The sequence below is a fragment of the Chryseobacterium sp. IT-36CA2 genome (assembly GCF_949767875.1).
Taxonomy (GTDB): domain Bacteria; phylum Bacteroidota; class Bacteroidia; order Flavobacteriales; family Weeksellaceae; genus Chryseobacterium.
In genome coordinates this window covers 297,032-317,491 of record NZ_CATKPG010000021.1, presented here as the reverse complement: position 1 = coordinate 317,491, position 20,460 = coordinate 297,032, and the positions used below count along the sequence as shown (strand labels likewise).

At 36.9% G+C, this 20,460-nt stretch carries 18 protein-coding genes; 8 read left to right on the top strand and 10 right to left on the bottom strand.

Features of this window, described 5'->3' with window-relative positions; all coding sequences use genetic code 11:
- Positions 1-36: 36 nt before the first annotated feature.
- The 4 genes from ACM6F9_RS12930 (at position 37) to ACM6F9_RS12915 (ending at position 6,264) form a co-directional block, all read left to right on the top strand.
- Entirely contained in the window at positions 37-2,445 is a 2,409-nt protein-coding gene (locus ACM6F9_RS12930) for an endo-beta-N-acetylglucosaminidase H (protein WP_414846091.1), read from the top strand.
- Positions 2,446-2,576: 131 nt separating this feature from the next.
- The gene (locus ACM6F9_RS12925) at positions 2,577-3,443 is read left to right on the top strand and encodes an ROK family protein (RefSeq protein WP_414846090.1); all 867 of its coding nucleotides are present in this window, start codon (positions 2,577-2,579) and stop codon (positions 3,441-3,443) included.
- Positions 3,444-3,459: 16 nt separating this feature from the next.
- Positions 3,460-5,742 (top strand): GH92 family glycosyl hydrolase, encoded by a 2,283-nt coding sequence (locus ACM6F9_RS12920; RefSeq protein WP_414846089.1) that lies wholly within the window; start codon positions 3,460-3,462, stop codon positions 5,740-5,742.
- A 24-nt stretch (positions 5,743-5,766) separates the two neighbouring features.
- On the top strand, positions 5,767-6,264 hold the full coding sequence (locus ACM6F9_RS12915) for a phosphoheptose isomerase (RefSeq protein WP_414846088.1): 498 nt from the start codon (positions 5,767-5,769) through the stop codon (positions 6,262-6,264).
- A gap of 214 nt (positions 6,265-6,478) precedes the next feature.
- Here ACM6F9_RS12915 and ACM6F9_RS12910 read toward each other — a convergent pair whose 3' ends face one another.
- From ACM6F9_RS12910 to ACM6F9_RS12890, 5 genes are all read right to left on the bottom strand, one after another.
- Positions 6,479-9,184 (bottom strand): TonB-dependent receptor domain-containing protein, encoded by a 2,706-nt coding sequence (locus ACM6F9_RS12910; RefSeq protein ID WP_414846087.1) that lies wholly within the window; start codon positions 9,182-9,184, stop codon positions 6,479-6,481.
- Positions 9,185-9,253: 69 nt separating this feature from the next.
- Positions 9,254-9,616, bottom strand: a complete 363-nt coding sequence (locus ACM6F9_RS12905; RefSeq protein WP_414846086.1) for a hypothetical protein — start codon at positions 9,614-9,616, stop codon at positions 9,254-9,256.
- A 19-nt stretch (positions 9,617-9,635) separates the two neighbouring features.
- A complete protein-coding gene (locus ACM6F9_RS12900; RefSeq protein WP_414846085.1) occupies positions 9,636-10,277 on the bottom strand; it encodes a hypothetical protein in 642 nt (213 codons plus the stop codon).
- 78 nt (positions 10,278-10,355) lie between these two features.
- The gene (locus tag ACM6F9_RS12895; RefSeq protein WP_002982671.1) at positions 10,356-11,042 is read right to left on the bottom strand and encodes a response regulator transcription factor; all 687 of its coding nucleotides are present in this window, start codon (positions 11,040-11,042) and stop codon (positions 10,356-10,358) included.
- 159 nt (positions 11,043-11,201) lie between these two features.
- The gene (locus tag ACM6F9_RS12890; RefSeq protein WP_414846084.1) at positions 11,202-12,746 is read right to left on the bottom strand and encodes a sensor histidine kinase; all 1,545 of its coding nucleotides are present in this window, start codon (positions 12,744-12,746) and stop codon (positions 11,202-11,204) included.
- 200 nt (positions 12,747-12,946) lie between these two features.
- On the opposite strand from ACM6F9_RS12890, the gene ACM6F9_RS12885 reads away from it, so the two are divergent.
- Complete coding sequence (locus tag ACM6F9_RS12885; protein WP_414846083.1) at positions 12,947-13,438, top strand: SRPBCC family protein; 492 nt, start codon at positions 12,947-12,949, stop codon at positions 13,436-13,438.
- A gap of 105 nt (positions 13,439-13,543) precedes the next feature.
- On the opposite strand, the gene ACM6F9_RS12880 is transcribed toward ACM6F9_RS12885, so the two are convergent.
- The 5 genes from ACM6F9_RS12880 to ACM6F9_RS12860 all read right to left on the bottom strand — a co-directional run bounded on the left by ACM6F9_RS12880 (position 13,544) and on the right by ACM6F9_RS12860 (position 17,931).
- Entirely contained in the window at positions 13,544-13,882 is a 339-nt protein-coding gene (locus ACM6F9_RS12880; RefSeq protein ID WP_414846082.1) for a hypothetical protein, read from the bottom strand.
- Between the two features lie 41 nt (positions 13,883-13,923).
- Positions 13,924-14,283, bottom strand: a complete 360-nt coding sequence (locus ACM6F9_RS12875; RefSeq protein ID WP_414846081.1) for a four helix bundle protein — start codon at positions 14,281-14,283, stop codon at positions 13,924-13,926.
- 10 nt (positions 14,284-14,293) lie between these two features.
- Complete coding sequence (locus tag ACM6F9_RS12870) at positions 14,294-16,339, bottom strand: S9 family peptidase (RefSeq protein WP_414846080.1); 2,046 nt, start codon at positions 16,337-16,339, stop codon at positions 14,294-14,296.
- Between the two features lie 170 nt (positions 16,340-16,509).
- Complete coding sequence (locus tag ACM6F9_RS12865; RefSeq protein WP_105700653.1) at positions 16,510-17,250, bottom strand: uroporphyrinogen-III synthase; 741 nt, start codon at positions 17,248-17,250, stop codon at positions 16,510-16,512.
- Positions 17,251-17,262: 12 nt separating this feature from the next.
- Complete coding sequence (locus ACM6F9_RS12860; RefSeq protein ID WP_414846079.1) at positions 17,263-17,931, bottom strand: DUF4271 domain-containing protein; 669 nt, start codon at positions 17,929-17,931, stop codon at positions 17,263-17,265.
- 242 nt (positions 17,932-18,173) lie between these two features.
- Between ACM6F9_RS12860 and ACM6F9_RS12855 the strand changes: the two genes are divergently transcribed.
- The 3 genes from ACM6F9_RS12855 (at position 18,174) to tgt (ending at position 20,459) form a co-directional block, all read left to right on the top strand.
- Positions 18,174-18,890: a polyprenol monophosphomannose synthase gene (locus ACM6F9_RS12855; RefSeq protein WP_105700526.1), complete on the top strand. Its 717-nt coding sequence runs from the start codon at positions 18,174-18,176 to the stop codon at positions 18,888-18,890.
- A gap of 5 nt (positions 18,891-18,895) precedes the next feature.
- Positions 18,896-19,264 (top strand): DUF4296 domain-containing protein, encoded by a 369-nt coding sequence (locus tag ACM6F9_RS12850; protein ID WP_414846078.1) that lies wholly within the window; start codon positions 18,896-18,898, stop codon positions 19,262-19,264.
- Between the two features lie 64 nt (positions 19,265-19,328).
- On the top strand, positions 19,329-20,459 hold the full coding sequence (gene tgt / locus ACM6F9_RS12845; RefSeq protein WP_047380269.1) for a tRNA guanosine(34) transglycosylase Tgt: 1,131 nt from the start codon (positions 19,329-19,331) through the stop codon (positions 20,457-20,459).
- Position 20,460: the final 1 nt, after the last annotated feature.

Genomic DNA, 20,460 nt, shown 5'->3' with positions numbered 1-20,460 from the left:
GGCCCAATGATTTTTCTACTACAAAATTGATAGACTATGAGAAAAAAATCCTTTTTTATTCCCTTAATGGCCCTGATGCTTCAGTGTGCCCCGTTGCTCAAAGCACAGCAGCTTAATCCCTTAGGAGTCTGCTATGTAGAAGTGAATAACAATAATCCGTTGAATGCGGGTTCCTATACGTTGCAGAATACCAACAGACAGCTTTTTGATGTAGCCATTATTTTTGCAGCGAATATCAACTATGATGTTTCCAAGAATCGTGCTTATATCTCAAACAATAACAACGTTACTAAAGTTCTGAATGATGTTAATACCTACGTAAAACCTTTACAGCAAAAAGGGATCAAGGTATTACTGGATCTATTAGGAAACCACCAGGGAGCCGGAATTTCTAATTTTCCAAACCGTGAGGCTGCAAAAGATTTCGCTTTACAGGTGGCTCATACTGTTTATACCTACGGTTTGGATGGGGTAGACCTTGATGATGAATATGCAGGATACGGAAACAACGGAACAGGACAGCCCAATAACAGCTCTTTTGTAATGCTTTTGCAGGAATTGAAAGCTGCAATGCCTGATAAACTGATCACATTCTACTACTATGGTCCGGCTACAACCAGACAAACGTATAATGGAGATTTAGCAGGAAATTATATCAATTATACGTGGAATGCAATGTATAGCACGTACAATGCACCTGTTGTTCCTCCGTTGGATAAATCCAAAATTTCAGCAGCGGCAACATGGATTCTTAATTCTAATTCAGGTTCAACTTCAGCGACTACTTTGGCAAGTTTGGCAACCAGCACAAAGAATGACCAGTATGGAGTATTCATGTGGTATGATCTGGGCGGAACTGATGTAGCCAGCTATCTGAGCACAGGTTCTAATATTCTCTATAATGAAAATACATTGCTAAGCGGTCAGCTGTATTCATGGTCTCAGGGACAGGCTTGTGATCCGCCATTGGGACTTGATGTTTCCAATGTGACAGGAACTTCAGCTAAACTGAATTGGACTTCCAATGCTTCACAGTCTTATAATATTGATTACAAACCAGCCAATTCAACAGTTTGGACGAATGTGGCCAATAATTATTCAGGAAATAATATTGTCATCAACAACCTTACGCTGAATACAGATTACGATTGGAGAATACAGTCTAACTGCTCTCCAACATTAACGAGTACTTATATTTTCGCACCAAGGTTTAACTCCGGAAGTGGCTGCACTACGCCATCAGGATTAACTTCCGGAAGTTTCCTTGGTAATACTGCTCAGTTGTCATGGGATGCAGGAAATGCCACTTCATATACCCTGCAGTATAAAACTGCCGCAGCAACAACATGGTCTGAAATTCCAAATATTACAACCAATTCCTATTCATTACAAAACCTGACCGCTAATACAAGCTATGTATGGAAAGTACAGGCTTCGTGTGCGGGGGGAACTACAAGTACCTATTCAGGAGAAGGATCATTCAACAGTGGTTTCGCACCTGTTATAAGCCCTGGAGCAAGATCCCTAGCTTTCAACGGAAGTACCAATTATCTTAATGCAGGACAATTTAATTTGAGTGGAAATGCTGTAACCTTTGAAGGTTGGGTAAAAGTAAACTCATTTAAATCGGCCTTTCCTTACATCTCATCAGTGATGGGGGTTGAAGTAGGAGACAACAACTCTGCAATGCTAAGATTCGGAGATGGAAACCTGGCGAACAACAAACTTCAGTTTATATTGAGTTTCGGATCATCACAGGTGAAATTGAATACGAATACAGCATTCAACACCAATACATGGTATCATATCGCAGCCACTTATGATGGGGCAGCCATGAAAATTTACGTGAATGGTAACCTTGATGCTAGCTTTGCAGTAACGGGTAACTTTACAGCAAACGGAATACTTTACCTGGGAAGAAATTATGATAATTCCCGAACAATCAACGGTTTCCTTGATGAATTCAGAGTATGGAAAAAAGCGTTAACCCCACAGGAAATTTTGAGCAACAGCTGTAATGTTCCTGCTAATTCCACAGGTCTTGAAGCCAACTGGAAAATGGATGAAGGAAGTGGTTTAGGTGCTTTAGATGCTACGACAAATACGCATTTTGCAACGCTGGTAAGTATGACAGATGCCAACTGGAGAACAGATGTTGCCTGTGCTTCATCTCTTGCTGTGAAAGATGTTGAATCTGTAAAAGAGAGCAGCGCAGTTTATCCGAATCCTGTGAAAAGAGGAAATGATATTCATTTTGCCATCAGCGATAACTCAGCAAGCGAAGTCGCATTGTACGATGCTTCAGGAAAACTGTACAAAAAACAGAATATTAATCAAAATAATAACGCAGTGAATACGCAGGATTTAATCAGTGGTACTTATATTTACAAGATTACATCCGCCAACAGCAAAGTACTATCAACCGGTAAAATCATTGTGAAGTAAAATTCAGATAATGAAGTAATTACCGGATTCGATAAAATAAAGTCTGAAATACAAAGCAGACAGACAGGAGTTCACTTCTGTTTGTCTGTTTTTTCAGTCACAGGGATGTCTTGAATTTAAAATAAAAAATAATGCAGAATATAGTAGGAATCGATATTGGAGGGTCTCACATCACGTTGGCTCAGGTAGATCCGGAAAAACGTGAAATCATTTCATCAACCTATGTAAGAGAACATGTAGATGCTTTCGAAAATAAAGAAGTTATTTTCAATGCCTGGGTTTCCGCCATTGAAAAAGTGGCTCATGATCTGATAAAAGAAGACCTTTTAATCGGTATCGCAATGCCCGGCCCTTTCGATTATGAAAATGGAGTATCTCTTATGCAGCAGGGAAAATTTATTGACATCTATCAGGTCAATATTAAAGAAGAACTGGCAAAAAGACTGTCTATTTCTCAGGAACAGATTCATTTTGTAAATGATGCCGCCGCCTTTATGGAAGGAGAAGTATTTGGAGGTTGTGCCCAGGGATTCGACAGTGCTTTTGGTGTCACTCTTGGTACAGGATTGGGAACTACCTTCTTCAACGGAGAATTTGCTACTGATGAAGACCTATGGGATTCTTCATTCAGAGATTCTATCAGTGAAGATTATCTGGCAACACGCTGGTTTGTAAATCGCTATAAAGAACTGACAGGAGAAAAAATTTCAGGAACCAAAGATTTATTAGATGAGCCTGCAGAAATACAGACCCAAATGTTTGATGAATATGCAGATTCTTTTTCAGAATTTATTGTGAAATACGTAGCTCATTACAAACCGGAAGTTTTAGTTATAGGAGGAAATATTGCCAAAGCTTATCCTTATTTTGAGCAACAATTTATTCAGAATTTAATGAAGAATAATATTAACTTGCAGGTGAAAATTTCTGCCATATTTGAGGATGCGGCCATTCTTGGAGCTGCCAGCTATGCATTAAAAAAAGCGTATATAAATTAACAAACGAAAAGATACAATGAAGTTTATATTTTCTACTTGCTTCCTGTTATTACAGGCGTGGGCTTTTAGCCAGAATGTATCTCCAGTAGATTATGTGAATCCTTTGATGGGAACACAGTCCAAACCGTCATTATCCAACGGAAATACCTATCCCGCAGTAGGGCTTCCTTGGGGAATGAATATCTGGACACCACAGACTGGTAAAATGGGCGATGGATGGGCATATACCTACGATGCAGATAAAATAAAAGGATTTAAACAAACCCACCAGCCATCTCCCTGGATGAACGATTATGGCGCTTTTGCCATCATGCCAGGAGTAGGAAAAGTGAAATTCAAAGAAGACGAAAGAGCAAGCTGGTTCAGCCATAAAGCTGAGGTTACCACACCTTATTTCTATAGTGTTTATCTTGCAGACATCAACGTTACCACAGAATTTACGCCTACAGAAAGAGCCTCTTATTTTAAATTTGATTTTCCAAAGACTGACAGCGCTTACATAGTGGTTGATGCTTTGAACAAAGGCTCTTACATCAAGATTTTACCAAAAGAAAGAAAAATTCTGGGATATACAACGAAATATTCTACCGGGAAATACGAAAACTTTAAAAACTACTTCGTGATTCAGTTCGATAAAGATTTTGAACTGACAAAAACCTGGAAAGATGATAAACTGGTTAATGATCAATTGGAAATTACCAGCGATCATACAGGTGCCGTAGTAGGGTTTAAACTTAAAAATAAAGAAACGGTTTATGCAAAAATAGCCTCTTCATTCATCAGCTTTGAGCAGGCAGAACTGAATCTTAAAAGAGAAATCGGGAACAGAAATTTTGAACAGGTAAAAACCGATGCTAAAAATATCTGGAACAAAACTTTAGGGAAAATAGACGTAAAAGGAGGAACAGATCAGCAGATGAGAACCTTTTATTCGTCTTTATACAGAACATTATTCTTCCCGCAGAAATTATATGAAGTAGATGCTCAGAACAAAATAAAACACTGGAGCCCTTACAACGGTAAAATTGCAGACGGAAGAATGTTTGCCGGAACCGGATTCTGGGATACTTTCCGTGCTTTGTATCCTTTCCTGAATCTTGTTTACCCAAGCATTAATGTAGAAATGCAGGAAGGCCTGGCTAATGCTTACAAAGAAGGAGGATTCTTACCTGAGTGGAGCAGCCCTGGATATTCTGATATTATGATCGGAAATAATTCTGCGTCCGTAGTAGCAGATGCGTACATCAAAGGACTTCGCGGATATGATACGGAAGCGCTGTGGCAGGCCGTAAAACACGGTGCTAATAATGCAGGTCCCATAGAAGCGGTAGGCCGTGCAGGGGTAGAATATTACAATACATTAGGCTATGTACCTTACGATGTAAAAATTAATGAAAATGCAGCAAGAACATTGGAATATGCTTACGATGATTTTTCAATTTATCAGCTAGGAAAAGCCTTAGGGAAACCCGCTTCGGAAATTGATATTTATAAGAAAAGAGCTTATAATTACAAAAATGTATTTGATAAGGAAACAGGCTTAATGCGTGGTAAAAATAAAGACGGTAATTTCCAGAAACCCTTCAATCCTTTTAAATGGGGAGATGCTTTCACAGAAGGAAACAGCTGGCATTACACCTGGTCAGTTTTCCAGGATATTGATGGTCTTGCGGAATTAATGGGCGGAAAAAAGAAATTTGAAGCTAAATTAGATGAAGTTTTCTCATTGCCACCTGTTTTTGATGACAGTTATTATGGCGGAGTGATCCATGAGATCAGAGAAATGCAGATCATGAATATGGGACAGTATGCCCACGGAAATCAGCCTATTCAGCACATGATTTATCTGTATAATTATGCAGGAGCACCATACAAAACTCAATATTGGGCAAGACAGGTGATGAATAAATTATATCATGCAACGCCAGACGGATATTGCGGTGACGAAGATAACGGGCAGACTTCTGCCTGGTATATTTTCTCAGCCCTTGGATTTTATCCGGTGACGCCAGCAACAGATCAGTATGTATTAGGTGCACCATTGTTTAAAGAAGCAACAATCCATTTAGAAAATGGTAAGAAAATTGAAATAAAAGCTCCGGAAAACAATGCAGAAAACCTTTATGTAAAATCACTGAATGTGAACCAGCAGACTTATTCCAAAAACTGGCTAAGTCATAAAGAACTGATGAAAGGAGCGGTTTTAGACTTTAAAATGGACAGCAAACCCAACAAAGAAAGAGGTTCACAGGAAAAAGATTTTCCTTATTCAATGTCAAAAGAAGAATCAAATAAATAAATTTTAAATTAAAAATATAGCTGTATGAGTACAGAAAAAAAAGAAATATTCGATAGAGTAGAGAGCATGCTGCAGACGCAAGGTTTTAATATCGCAGCAAAAGATGATACAAGACCGTGGGGAGGTTTCTTTGTGATTGATGAAACGCAGGCACAGGATTTTGCTAACCAATATTTCGATGGAATTGATGTAGATAATCTGAGAATAGGAGGGAAGCTAAGCCCGAAAATTCTTATCGTAGCTCCAGAAGCAAGATTAAGCTGGCAGTATCACCACAGGAGAGCCGAAATCTGGCAGGTATTGGAAGGAACGGTAGGAATCAAAAGAAGCAATACCGATGAAGAAGGCGAATTGGGAGAATATGGTCCAAAAGATCAGGTGAAACTTCAACAGGGTGAAAGACACCGATTAATTGGTCTTGCAGGTTGGGGAATTGTTGCCGAAATCTGGCAGCATACCGATGCCTCCAATCCTTCAGATGAAGATGATATCGTAAGAGTACAGGATGACTTTGGAAGATAAATAAAAAATCGGCTTTAATATTATTAAAGCCGATTTTTTATTGGTAAGGAAGCTTGAGGCTGGAAGAAGGAAGTTTATAGAGATTACCAGAACCTCCGAATATCATAATTAAACCAATTTTGTTTATTTAGAATTTTTTATGTCAGAGGTTTATCCCCAATAATAAATTCACCGGCTAATAATACTCCAGGCTTCATTCTTTCAGCTTCCCGCCCTAAAACGTCACATCCAGTCCCACATAGAAGTTCGCCTTCATAATCGGAGCGTATACCATTCCACCATCAAAATAATTTCCGAAAGGATTTTTAAAATCTACAATCGCATTTTTCTGATAGTAAGAAGTAAGGTTTTCACCGCCTACATAAGCTCTGATCTTTTTATTGAAATTTCTTGAGATTTGAGCATTAAGAACTGCATAAGATTCCGAATAAGTTGGCAGCTGAAACTCTGCCGGATTCGTTGATGTATCAGGAAGTCTTTGTTTTCCGACCCAGTTTAAAGTCGTATCAAAACTCCAGAATCCTCCTTTATCTGTTTTATTGGTTGAATAAGCCAAATTCACAAACCCTCTATGTTTCGCCATAAAAGGAACTTCTCTTCTTCCGTCAATATAATCCGCCTGCACATCATAATATTTATAAGCAAGTCTTACTTCAAGGTTTTTTACAGGCATAAAATCCCATTGGGTCTGGAATGAATTCGCAAAAGACTTTCCATCCAGATTATAGAATGTAAGCTGTTGAGGAGATTTGTCAAGATCTACCAACACCTGATCCTGGAAGTCTGTTCTGAAAAAGTCGGCAATAATGCTTGATTTTCTTCCGAATAATTTGAATTCCTGTTGTAAGCTAGCCCCATAATTCCATGCAATTTCAGGTCTTAATCCATAAATATTTCCTCCGTTAGGTAAAATATTAATCGCTCTGTTGGAGGCAAAATACTGCTGGCTTTCCGCAAAAACATTCGCCGTTCTGAATCCTCTCCCTGCAGAAAGCCTTAAAATCGTCTGAGGGGTGAAATCATACTTGAAATTAAGTCTCGGTGTAAACTGTGTTCCTGCCAGATTGTGGAAATCTACTCTGGAACCAGCTACTAAAGTATATTTTAAACCTGTTAAAGTATATTCAGCAAAAATTCCCGGTACAATTTCATTTCTTCTCATATCATCTGTCAGATATGTTTCTTTGTATCCGTCATATAAGAAACTTGCACCAGTCTTATACTTGTGGTTGGTATTTCCGATGATACTTTCAAAAATTAAATTGGAATAATAAGTATGTTGCTGGCCCGCATAATTTCTCAATCCAAAGAAACTGTCCTGCTGATGATACACATATTGGTTCATCCAGCCGATACTCTGATAAGGTTTTCCTTTAAAAACATAACCCGTCTTATTCCAAACCTGAAATCTTGAAATGTCGATTCCTACACCATATGGAGACTGCTTATCCTGAGCCAGTTTTTTATCGAAACCAATCTGTCCGGCAGTTCTTTCATCTCTGATAAAATTAATTCCAAAGTGAGACCCGAATCCCGACTTTTCAAGGTCGTTATAATTCAATAAATAGGCTGCGTTGATCTGAGTTCCTTTCGGTCTGTCCAGAAAACCATCATCATTCATGTCCGTGTTTCCGAAAGTTCCGTTTCCGTGAAGAAGGAAAGTCTGTGACCATTTATCGTTGATAGGAGAAACATTGGTAATATTGATTTCTGCTCTTCCATTGAAGTCAGAAAAAAGGTTCAGTGACGTTTCAGGAGTCTTTGCATTCTTTAAAAGCTCAGTATTAATCTGTCCTGTGATGCTTTCATAACCGTTCGTTACGGTACTTCCTCCTTTGGTAAGCTGAATACTTTCGATCCATCTTCCCGGAATAAAGTTTAAACCATAAGCAGAAGCCAGTCCTCTGATTTCCGGCAGTTGTTCCTTCGTTAAACTGGTATATTTTTGATCCAGACCAAGCATTTTCAGCTGTTTTGTTCCCGTAACCGCATTGCTGAAAGAAACATCTACCGTTGCATTGGTTTCGAAACTTTCAGACAGATTACAACAAGCTGCCTTTAAAAGTTCTTTTTTATCAATATTAAAAACAAGTCCGGCTTCTTTCTTACTTAAAGCTGTTGCTGCCTTAGAACCTGTTACCACAACTCCGTCAATGCTTTTTTCATGCTGAGAATGATCTTCTTTAGTTGTAGAGGTGTTATTGTCTTTATGATCTTCATGCTTTGCTCCTTCTTCGTAATGTACCTTTGGATTGGCTTCACCAAAAGTAAAGTCTCTGTCATACAGGCAGCATCCCGGAAGGCCGTTGTAAACAGCATCAGAAGCTTTATATTTTTCATTATCATGACCAGCATCAGCAATTGCCTTTAGAATCTTATCTGGTGAGATTTTTGAAGGATCAAAATTTAAAGTAACCGTTTGTTTCTCCGCATTCCATTCTGCAGTATTGGCTCCGGCATCTTTTGATGCTTTTTCAATTCTGGCTTTACATGAAGCACAGTTTCCTCTTACGTAGAATTCATTTTCTTTTTTTGTGGAAATAACAGAGGTTGTATGATGCTCATGTTTTGTTTCTGTCTGCAAAGTTTTTGCGTCTCTATCATAATGACAACATCCCGGAAGTCCTTCATACGTTGTGTCAGACGCTTTGAACTTCTCATTATCATGGCCTGCTTCTGCTACTTTTTGAAGAATGTCATCGGCAGATGCTTTGTCTGTTTCAAAGGTTAATGTTTGAAGATCAATGGAGTAAACTGCTGTTTTTGCGCCAGCTTTTTTCGCGGCACTTTCAATTCTTGTTTTGCACATTTCACAGTTCCCTTTTACCTTGAACTGATTTTTTGAAAGTGTCTGAGCAGCTATAAATTGTGTAAATAGGAATAATGCACCAAGTATCAACCTGGAAATATATAATTTCATTTTGTTTAAAAGTTTAAATTAATTAAAAAACAGTTCACTATAAGACATAATGAATCTTCGATATTTTAATTAACCTATCTTGGGCGGCTGCCAGATTTCCTTTAAACGGTCTGAAAGATAAGGATCTGAATAGTGAAACTGAGGATTCTTATTCGCTTTGTAATAAGACAGTTCCAGACGTAGATTCTTTGAGAAAGGGGTTTCAATAAAAGTATAGCAGGCAACACATGATGAACAGCAATCATCTTTACATGATTTTGTTTTATCATGGTTGCTGTCTTTTTTTGAAGAATGATTTTTACAGCAGTCCATTTTCTTGGAAGATTCTGCTTTACAGCATGTTTCCTGTCCCCCTTGCGCATAGAAGCTATCCTTGGGAATCAGAAAGACTCCCAGAAAAAAGACTATTGCAAGTATGTGAAACAGCTTCATCTCTGCAAAAATACAAAATTTATGGCAAAGGATCACCAACTTTTAGAGAACAGCTGTGCCAAGGTTCACCGTGCGCTGGATTCAGTTTAGGTTTTTCACCCATGGCAAGATTCTGTGCTGCGGGTGCGGGTGCTGGAGTGGGCTGTACTACATTTTGTGCTGGCTGTGGTGTCGGAGCAGGCTTACTGTTTAAGGGTTGCCCTACCGGAATATCACATCGATGTCCGGGCTGTCCGTGTGGAGGATTCATTCCCGGAGCTGTTTTTACCTGTTTTCCGTTGTTATCAAGGGTAATTTTTCCTGGTGATACAGCATTGGGATCAATCTGGATGGTGTTACCTCCGCTCACGTTTACATTTTGTGTAGTGGGGGCAGCAGCAGTAGCAGGTTGACCGTTTAATGGTTGTCCTACCGGAATATCACATCGATGTCCCGGCTGACCATGTGGAGGATTCATTCCCGGAGCGGTAGCCATAGGAGTGGGATTAGGGTTGGACTGGATGCCTGCCTGATCCATCAGAGCGGTTTTTGAGGTGGTATTAAGTGCTACATTGGGTTGCCCAGCGTTAGCTTCTTCTTTTAAATAAGTGGCTCTTTCATCTTTTTTACAAGATGCAGCTAATAGTGATACGGCGATCAAACCTATAAATGTATTCTTCATATCCATGGGTATGAAACAAAATTAGCAAAACATTTTCAATTGTTTTGCTAATTTTATACTTATAATTTGATTTTTGGATTAATTTTTCACCAAAAGTCTAAATCCTTCTCCGTGTACGTTGATAATTTCCAATCCTTCGTCGTCTTTTAATAATTTACGAAGCTTTGCAATATAAACGTCCATACTTCTTGCTGTAAAGTAATTTTCTTTTTTCCAGATCTTTCTTAAAGCAAGATCTCTTGGCATGAAATCATTTCTGTGGATGCAAAGAAGTTTTAATAATTCATTCTCTTTAGGAGAAAGTTTGTATTCTTTATCACCTACTTTCAATTGTCTCAACATCGAGTCAAAGAAAATATTACTGATCTTGAACTGCTCTTGCTCTTCGTTTTCCAACGTAGAACTTCTCTGAAGAATTGCTTTTATTTTGTATAAAAGAAGCTCAGTATCAAAAGGTTTTGTAATATAATCATCTGCGCCCAGCTGGTATCCTTTTAAGATATCTTCTCTCATATTTCTTGCAGTAAGGAAAATGATAGGTGTGTTTTTATCAATCTTTTTTACGTCTTCTGCTAATGAAAACCCGTCTTTTTTAGGCATCATTACGTCAAATATGCAGATGTCGAATTCATTTTCTGTAAATTCTTTTAGTCCCTGCTCCCCGTCAGTGGCAAGAGTTACTTCAAAATTATTGATCGTCAAATAATCTTTAAGCACCGCCCCGAAACTCTGATCGTCCTCTACTAATAATATTCTGTTGCTCATAACTTTTAATAATTAATAATTAACATTAAGAATGAACTTCCTCACTCTATCTTCTATATTTTGATATTTGGTTATACTTTATAATTGATGAATGATCATTGATAATTGATGTGAAAGAAAAGTTTAATTATTTATCGCTTATCATCTATCATTGATATTCTATCCCATCGGCAATTTTATCGTGAACGTACTTCCTTTCCCTTTATGAGAATCTACGATAATCTGTCCTTTGTGCAGTTCTACAATTTTCTTTACGTAGGAAAGACCTAGTCCCTGTCCTTTTACGTTATGTATATTTCCGGTTTCTTCCCTGAAGAATTTTTCGAAAATTTTGGTTTTATTCTGGGTATCCATTCCCATTCCCTTATCGGAAATTTCAATCACATACCAGGTTCCTTCATTTCTGGTTTCGACATGTATTTCCGGTGCTTCAGGAGAATATTTGTTGGCATTATCCAGTAGATTGACCAGCATATTGGAGATGTGGAACTCGTCTATTTTAAAATTATAATGGGTTGCATTAAATTTCTGGGTAAGAGAACCATTTCTTTGCTGTACAATCAAATTGAAAGATTCTGTAGTTCTTTTGATCAATTCCCTTACGTTGGTTTCTCTTAAGAATAATTCCACTTCATTCCTTTCAAGCTTAGACATATTAAGCACATTTTCTACCTGCTTTTTCATCCTTAAGTTCTCCTGTTTGATCAGTTCTGAATAATACTTTACCTTATCCGGATTGGTAGCAATCTTATCGTTTGCTAATGAATCCGTTGCTACAGAAATGGTTGCCAGTGGTGTTTTAAACTCGTGGGACATGTTGTTGATGAAGTCTGTTTTTACTTCAGCAAGTTTCTTCTGCCTCATCATATAATTGATGGAAATAATATAAATTCCAAGAATCGTAAGGAGAGAAAGAAATGTTCCTAAAAGCATCGGCCAGTTGTTCATTGCCAGAGAATATTCTTTTTTAGGGAATACCAATGCAAGGCTGTATAATGTATTTTTCTTATCGGCAAAAAGAGGAAAACTGTAGGTATTACTGTCTTTCTTTTCTTTGTAAGCTTTATTGGCAATGCTTGTAAGCTTATTATTGCGGTCAAGAACTCCATATCCAAACTTGGCGGTTATACCTCTTATTTTAAGTTCTTTTGCAATAACAGAATCAAGTGTTTTCGGATCTACCCTTTTGGTGATAGGAAGATTATTTCCATATACTTTTACAAACTCTTTCATCGAGTAATCTCCTGTTTCAATCTCTTGATTGATATCTGTTGTAAGAAGTTCACGATTGGTGGTATCTCTTTTTATTTTATAGGCCGCTTCGTCTGTATACAAAGTAGTCAGCTTGATAGAATCTCCTTTTTGAGAAATCGGAAGCTGTGTTTTTTCGATAATATTTTTAGAATAAATAATCTGTCTCTGAGTACCGGAGTCTGCTACCTGCTGAATTGTAGTTAAAGACGGCTGTTTGCTGTTGGCAAGAATATTTTTTCTGAAATCTTTATAATCCTGATTCAGGTATTTGTCTGCTTCAATCTCTTCAATACTTTTTGAAGTACTTTCCAAAACCGCATATACTTTATTTGAAAAATCCTGTTCCAGTACGCCGTAATAGCCTTTCAACCAATAAAATTGGAGCGTTACAAAGACAATCAGTGAGATCGTCATAAACACTGAAATTATTGGGATGAATTTGTTATTCATTATTTAATTATATATGTTTTGGAAAAATGAATGTTAAAATTAATTGTTTTAAGACTACATAAACAAAAAACGAGCCAAATAATTGTTTTTTTTTTCTTAAAACAGTGTTTTTTAACAATTATTTATGAATTATCCTTTACTTGTCATATGAAAAGTCCCTTTGAATAAATAAAGTGCTAACTTTATTAAAAATAAAAATTATGGAATCTAATATCATTTTCAACAAAGATTTTGATGCAGCTACTATTTATGTCATGAAAATTTATAAGGTTGATGTTTCAACAGTATGGGATTATTTTACCCAATCCGAATTATTGGATCAATGGTGGGGACCCAAACCCTGGAAATGTGAAACGGTAAGCCAGGACTTCAGAGAAGGAGGAATCTGGATGTATGCTATGGTAGGGCCCAATGGTGAAAGAGTACCTATGTTTTCTCAGTCTCAATATGGCGAAATTACGGAACACAGAAGTCTTGACTGGATGAGTGCTTTTTGTGATGAAAAAGGAAATATTAATGAAGATTTTCCGAGGTCAAAATGGCTGCTCGGATTTACCGGAGTAGAAGAGGGAACTAAAGTGACCATCAATATTCATTACCATTCTGAAGAAGTTATGAAAAAAATCCTGGAGATGGGATTTCAGGAAGGTTTTACAATGGGACTCGGTCAACTTGAAGAACTGATTGGATAAATTTGAAAATATATAGAATACAGTTATTTATAAAAAAGAGGGTTTTCCATGGAAACCCCTCTTTTTATTTATTGATAGTTATTAACTTTCAGCTTCCAGCCTTTTTTACAAAAGCTCCTCTTCCTGAAAGTATTGAATGATTGCTTTTTTCATAAGCAAAGTCTGCTCATTCGGTTTTAATTCCGGAAGTTCTTCCAGGCTTTCAAACTGTGGCCATCCATCTTCATAGTGTGTGAATTTATAGTATCCAAAAGGTTCAAGCAATCTGCAGACAGCAATGTGAATCAGGTTTACTTTATCTTCTTTTGTGTATTTCTGTTGGCCACTTCCCAGCTCCTGAAGCCCTATCAGAAATAAAAGGGTCTCAATGGGCGGATTCTTCTCAGTCTGAAAATTGTCTTCGAAGAACTGTTCTATTTTTTTCCAATATTCGGACTCGTTCATAATATACTTAAATGATAAATGATAGTTGATCAATGATAAAGTTAGTTCTTTAGCATTTTTCTATATGAAGAAGTTACTTTCAGTATTTCTTCGGTTTTTGTTTTTATATCTGCTATAATTTCTTTTTGAACATATTCCAATTCCTCTACCATTTCAAGCCAAAACAAAGTTTCATCAGTTTCTTCAATCACGATAGATATTTTAGAAAACCGTTCAGCTTTTGATCTTGCTCTGCATATAGCTCTATAATTAGCAGCCATAGAAGTAGAAGACCGGAATATTTGTTTTCTGATCACAGAAAAGGCTTCATTATGTGGAAGTTTAGAAAATTCTTTGATGATCATGATGGCTAGCTGCTTTGTTTTAAAAGCAAAAATTGTATTATAATCCGGGCTATCCATCATTTATCATTTATGAATTATCATTTATCTTTAAAAGAAACGCATACTCCAGTGCATCTTCTTTCAGGGATTCAAACCTTCCGCTTGCTCCTCCATGTCCGGAGCTCATGTCTGTTTTAAAGACTAAAATATTATCGTCTGTTTTTAATTCTCTCAATTTTGCTGTCCATTTTGCAGGCTCCCAATACTGTACCTGGGAATCGTGGAATCCTGTTGTGATCAGCATATGTGGATAATCTTTAGCTTCTACATTATCATATGGAGAATAGTCTTTCATATAATGGTAATATTCCTCATCATTTGGATTTCCCCATTCATCATATTCTCCGGTAGTCAAAGGAATCGTATCATCCAACATAGTGGAAACAACATCTACGAAAGGTACCTGTGCAACAATTCCGTTGAATAACTGAGGCTCATAATTCACCACAGCACCTACCAACAGTCCGCCGGCACTACCTCCCATCGCATACATATGTTTCGATGAAGTATAATTTTCTTTGATTAAATATTTTCCTGCATCAATAAAATCGAAGAAGGTATTTTTCTTGAATAACATTTTTCCATCTTCATACCATTCTCTTCCCAAATATTCTCCACCACGGATATGAGCAATAGCATAAATAAACCCTCTGTCCAGAAGTGATAGTCTTACATTTGAGAAACTGGCATCAACAGTATGTCCATAACTTCCATATCCATACAGAAGAAGTGGAGTATCTGCAGATTTTTTGGTGTCTTTATGATATACTAAAGAAATAGGAACTTTAACCTTTCCGTCTCTTGAATCTGCCCAGATTCTTTCTGAAACATAATTTTCAGGCACAAATTTTCCGCCCAAAACTTCTTGTTGTTTCAACAGCTTTGTAGTCTTCTCAGTCATATTATACTCATAAGTAGAGCTTGGCTGTGTAAGAGACGTATAACCATAACGTAAAATATCTGTATCAAACTCTAGATTGATTCCGATATAAGCCGTATAAGTAGGATCTGAGAAAGGAAGGTAATAAGATTCCTGCGTCTTTTCATCAATGATTTTGATCTGAAGCAATCCTCTTTCTCTTTCTTCAAGTACCAGATAATCTTTGAAAATTTCAAAACCTTCCAGTAAAACTTCTGCACGGTGTGGAATCACATCCACCCAGTTTTCCATACCACAATTGTCAATCTTAGCTTTTACAATTTTGAAATTGATGGCATCGTCAGCATTGGTAATGATGTAAAATTCATCTTCATAATGCTCTACAGAATATTCAAGGTCATCTATTCTTGGCTGAATGACTATCCATTCTGCAAAAACATTGTCAGAAGGAATAAAGCGGTGTTCGTCAGAAATAGTACTTGAGCTGGCAATGAAAATATATTGTAAAGATTTTGTTTTAAATACATTGACATCAAAAGTTTCATCCTCTTCGTGGAAGATCAGAACATCTTCTGCAGAATCCGTTCCCAGCTTATGTCTGTACACCTGAAATGCACGGAGGCTTTTGTCTTTTCTGATATAAAAAACATGCTGGTTATCATTGGCCCAAACCGCTTTTCCTGTTGTGTTAGGAATAGTGTCTGGTAAAATTTCTCCAGTCTTTAAGTTTTTAAAATTAAGCGTATAAATTCTTCTTCCTACATCATCCGAAGAAAAAGAAGCCAGTTCGTTGCCTGGGCTTACAGCTACACTTCCTACTTCAAAAAACTCTTTACCTTCTGCATGGATATTAACATCCAGTACAATTTCCTCTTCGTTGTCGAGACTTTTGTGCTTTCTGCAGAAAATAGGATATTCCTTGCCTTCTTCATAACGTACAATATACCAATACTCATTGAAGAAATAAGGCAGAGATTCATCGTCCTTTTTATAACGGGCTTTCATCTCTTCGAAAAGCTCTTCCTGAAGGACTTCCGTATCTTTCATGATGAATTCTTCGTAGGCATTTTCTTCCTCAATATATTTGATGACTTCAGGGTTTTCCCTTTCATTAAGCCAAAAGTAATTATCGGTTCTTGTATCGCCGTGGGTTTCTAGTATTTTTTCTATTTTTTTTGCCTGTGGAGCTTTCATCCGGGTATTTTATTTTTTTATTGAATAGAGTATGTCTTTATACTTTTTCTTCTGAAAGTAAGTAATATAAGCAGAAATCCATTCAATATTAATTTTCGTTCAAATTTAGGTAAAAAAAAACCATCTTTCCTTTATTGAAAAGATGGTTAACTGTATTTTATAATTAAAGACTATTTGTGAAGTGCTTTAATATACTTTTCAAGGGCCATTGTCATGGAAGGAGTTTCCTTCGTAGGTGCCATTAAATCTACTTTTAAGCCTGCTTCTTCCGCAGCTGCCAAAGTCGTGTTTCCAAAAACTCCGATCTTTGTTTCATCCTGTTTGAAGTCAGGGAAGTTTTGCTGTAGAGATTTGATTCCTTGTGGACTAAAGAAGATCAACATATCGTAATCTTTAATCGTAATATCTGTAAGATCACTGCATACAGTACGGTACATAATTGCTCTTGTCCAGTCTACATTAGATGCATCCATGGTTTTTACAATATCCGGACTTAAAACATCTGAAGATGGCAACAGATATTTTTCAGTTGGGAATTTTTTGAAAAGAGGAAGCAGATCCGAGAAGTTTTTCTCCCCAAAGCTGATTTTTCTTTTTCTGTACACGATATGCTTTTGAAGATAGTTGGCAATTGCTTCCGACTGGCAGATGTATCTCATTGTATCCGGTACGGCAAAACGAAGTTCTTCCGCAAGTCTGAAGTAATGGTCAATCGCATTTTTACTGGTAAAAATAATACCGGTATACTGCGTCAGATCTATTTTCTGTGTTCTGAGCTCTTTATTGTCAACCCCTTCGACGTGGATAAATGGACGGAAATCAATCTTTATTTTTTCCTTCTTCGCTATATCCAAATATGGAGAAGACTCACTAGGCGCTGGTTGAGAAACCAATATAGACTTTATTCTCATCATTGACATTTATTAAAAAAATAACAACTTCCAAAGCAATAATAATGGTGCGATTTGGAGGGTGCAAATATACAAAAATTTATAATACCATTTCTCGGGAAGAATCTTGTTCTTGTGAAATAAATAGAAAAAAACTTTGAAAATGAAGACAAAAGAAAAGAAGCAGATATAATATACAAACATTTTATTTTTGTCGATAGGGAAATAATAGTGGGCTACACAAAGAATTATTAGCAAAAATGAAAGAATGAAATAGAACTTTGTGGAGGTAAAATAGAATATTGTCCATTTTTTCCCGTCCCCTATACTTTGATAAAATAAAAACCCTAATGTTGATTTTAATAAATAAAAAAACAGCACGGCCAGCAAAGTATACCCAAATTTGTTGAGCTGATACCCCAAAAGCTGAAGATCAGCAATGTATTTCGGTACAATGGGAATGTACTGCGAAATTAAAACGGAGAGTGTAAGAGTTGTTACACATGAGGTGATGATCCAGCTGGGAAGGTTATTGCTCGCATCAAAATACTTTTGAAGCAGAAAATCTTTGAGACTGGCATCCCTTTCTATGACGTTCATCATAAAAACATATAAAAAGATACAGCCCACGAGGATAAAAATTACCCAATCATTATTCTCAGGTATTCTTACTTGATTGACGAAGTGTTGTGATGATGGCAAAATTTAAGTTTTTATTATTTATTATTTAACTTCAGATAACATAACCCGGCACAGATTTTCCTATCACCTGATTCATAATTTTGAAGTTAAAATATTTGCTCTCATCGATTTTGCGTATTGTCCAGATCTGTTGAATAAAAGTTTCTGTTTCATCCGCTTAATCCCCGAGAAATATTTTTGCAAAATTATAGATTATTTTGTATAAAATAAAAAGGTTAAATAAACTATCTTTGCAAACTGAAATGAAAAAACTCGTCATCATCCCAACTTATAACGAAAAGGAAAATATTGAAAATATTATTTCCGCAGTTTTTGCATTGGAAGATGACTTTCATATCTTAGTAGTGGATGATACCTCTCCGGACGGAACAGCAGGCATTGTAAAAGAACTGCAAAAAAAACATCCACATTATCTGCACCTGTCAATCAGACATGTGAAAGACGGGCTTGGGAAGGCTTATATTCATGGATTTAAATGGGCGATTGAAAATAAATATGATTATATTTTTGAAATGGATGCCGATTTTTCACACAATCCTAATGATTTGCCAAAACTTTTTGAAGCTTGTAAAAATGCAGATATGGCCATCGGATCCCGTTACTCAAAAGGGGTGAATGTGGTCAACTGGCCGATGGGAAGAGTGTTGCTTTCTTATTTTGCATCCAAATATGTAAGATTTGTATTAGGACTTCCTATTCATGATACGACAGCCGGATTTGTCTGTTTTTCAAGAAAAGTATTGGAAGAAATAGGACTGGATAATGTAAAACTGAAAGGCTACGGATTTCAGATTGAAATGAAATTCAGAGCATTCAAAAAAAGTTTTAGAATTGTAGAAGTTCCTATTATATTTACCAACAGAATTTTAGGAGAAAGCAAAATGAACGGTGGAATTATCCATGAAGCCGTTTTTGGAGTACTGAACTTAAAATGGAAATCAATCATCAACAGATTATGAAACTGATGAAAAAGTTAATCTTTATTTTCGTTTTGCTGAGCCTGTTTTCGTGCAGCGATTATATAGATAAGCCTAAAAATCTGATCGATAAAGATGTGATGGCGGAAATCATTGCGGATCTTGCGATCAACGATCAGGCAATCTATGTGTATCCTGAAAAAAATATGGAAGCCGGCACAAGAGCTGTTTTGAAATCATATAAAGTAAAATCTGAAGACTTTGTAGAAAGTTTCAAATATTATGTGATCAAAGAAGAAATGGAGGGGATCACCAGTGATGCACAGGAAATACTGCTGAAGAAAGATCCGAAAGCAGATAAATATGTAAAGGATAAACTGAAACAAAACGGAGCTGTACTACCTTTAGTAAGGTAAAAAACACCAGGGTTCAGTTTGTACAAAAAATCACTGATGAAACAGTGAATTAAAAAGGATAGAGATGAAATTTTTTAATATAGAAAAAACCTCTGAAGGAAAAGCAAGAGCAGGGGAAATTACCACAGATCACGGGAAGATTCAAACTCCCATTTTTATGCCTGTGGGAACTGTAGCAAGTGTGAAAACAGTTCATCAGAGAGAATTAAAAGAAGACATTAAAGCTCAGATTATTCTGGGAAATACTTATCACCTTTATCTTCGTCCGGGCATGGAAACGATGCAGGATGCCGGTGGTTTACATAAATTCATGAACTGGGATCTTCCTATTCTTACCGATTCAGGAGGTTTTCAGGTGTTTTCACTGGCGAGTAACAGAAAAATGACGGAAGAAGGAGCGAGATTCAAATCTCACATTGACGGAAGTTACCACATGTTCTCCCCGGAAAGATCAATGGAGATACAAAGACAGATTGGAGCCGATATTTTTATGGCTTTTGACGAGTGTACTCCTTATCCTTGTGACTACAACCAGGCAAAATCATCAATGGAGCTTACTCACCGTTGGCTGAAAAGATGTATTGAATGGACTAATGATAATCCTGAATTATACGGATACAAACAAAGACTTTTCCCTATTGTTCAGGGATCTACCTATTCCGATCTTAGAAAAATTTCTGCAGAAGTGATTTCTGAAGCAGGAGCAGAAGGAAACGCGATCGGAGGACTTTCTGTAGGAGAGCCTGAGGAAGAAATGTACAGAATCACTGATGAAGTGACAGACATCCTTCCAAAAGAAAAACCAAGATACCTGATGGGTGTTGGAACTCCATGGAATATCCTTGAGTCTATCGGACTGGGAATTGATATGATGGATTGTGTAATGCCAACAAGAAATGCAAGAAATGCAATGCTTTTTACATGGCAGGGAGTAATGAACCTTAAAAATGAAAAATGGAAGCGTGATTTTTCGCCTTTAGATGAATTTGGGACCAGTTTTGTAGATCGTGAATATTCAAAAGCGTATCTTCGCCACCTGTTTGTATCTAAAGAATATCTGGCAAAACAGATTGCTTCGATTCATAATCTGGCATTCTACCTTGATTTAGTAAAAGTAGCCAGAGAACATATTATTGCAGGTGATTTCTACGAATGGAAAAACTCTGTAGTACCGGTTCTTAGACAAAGACTGTAAG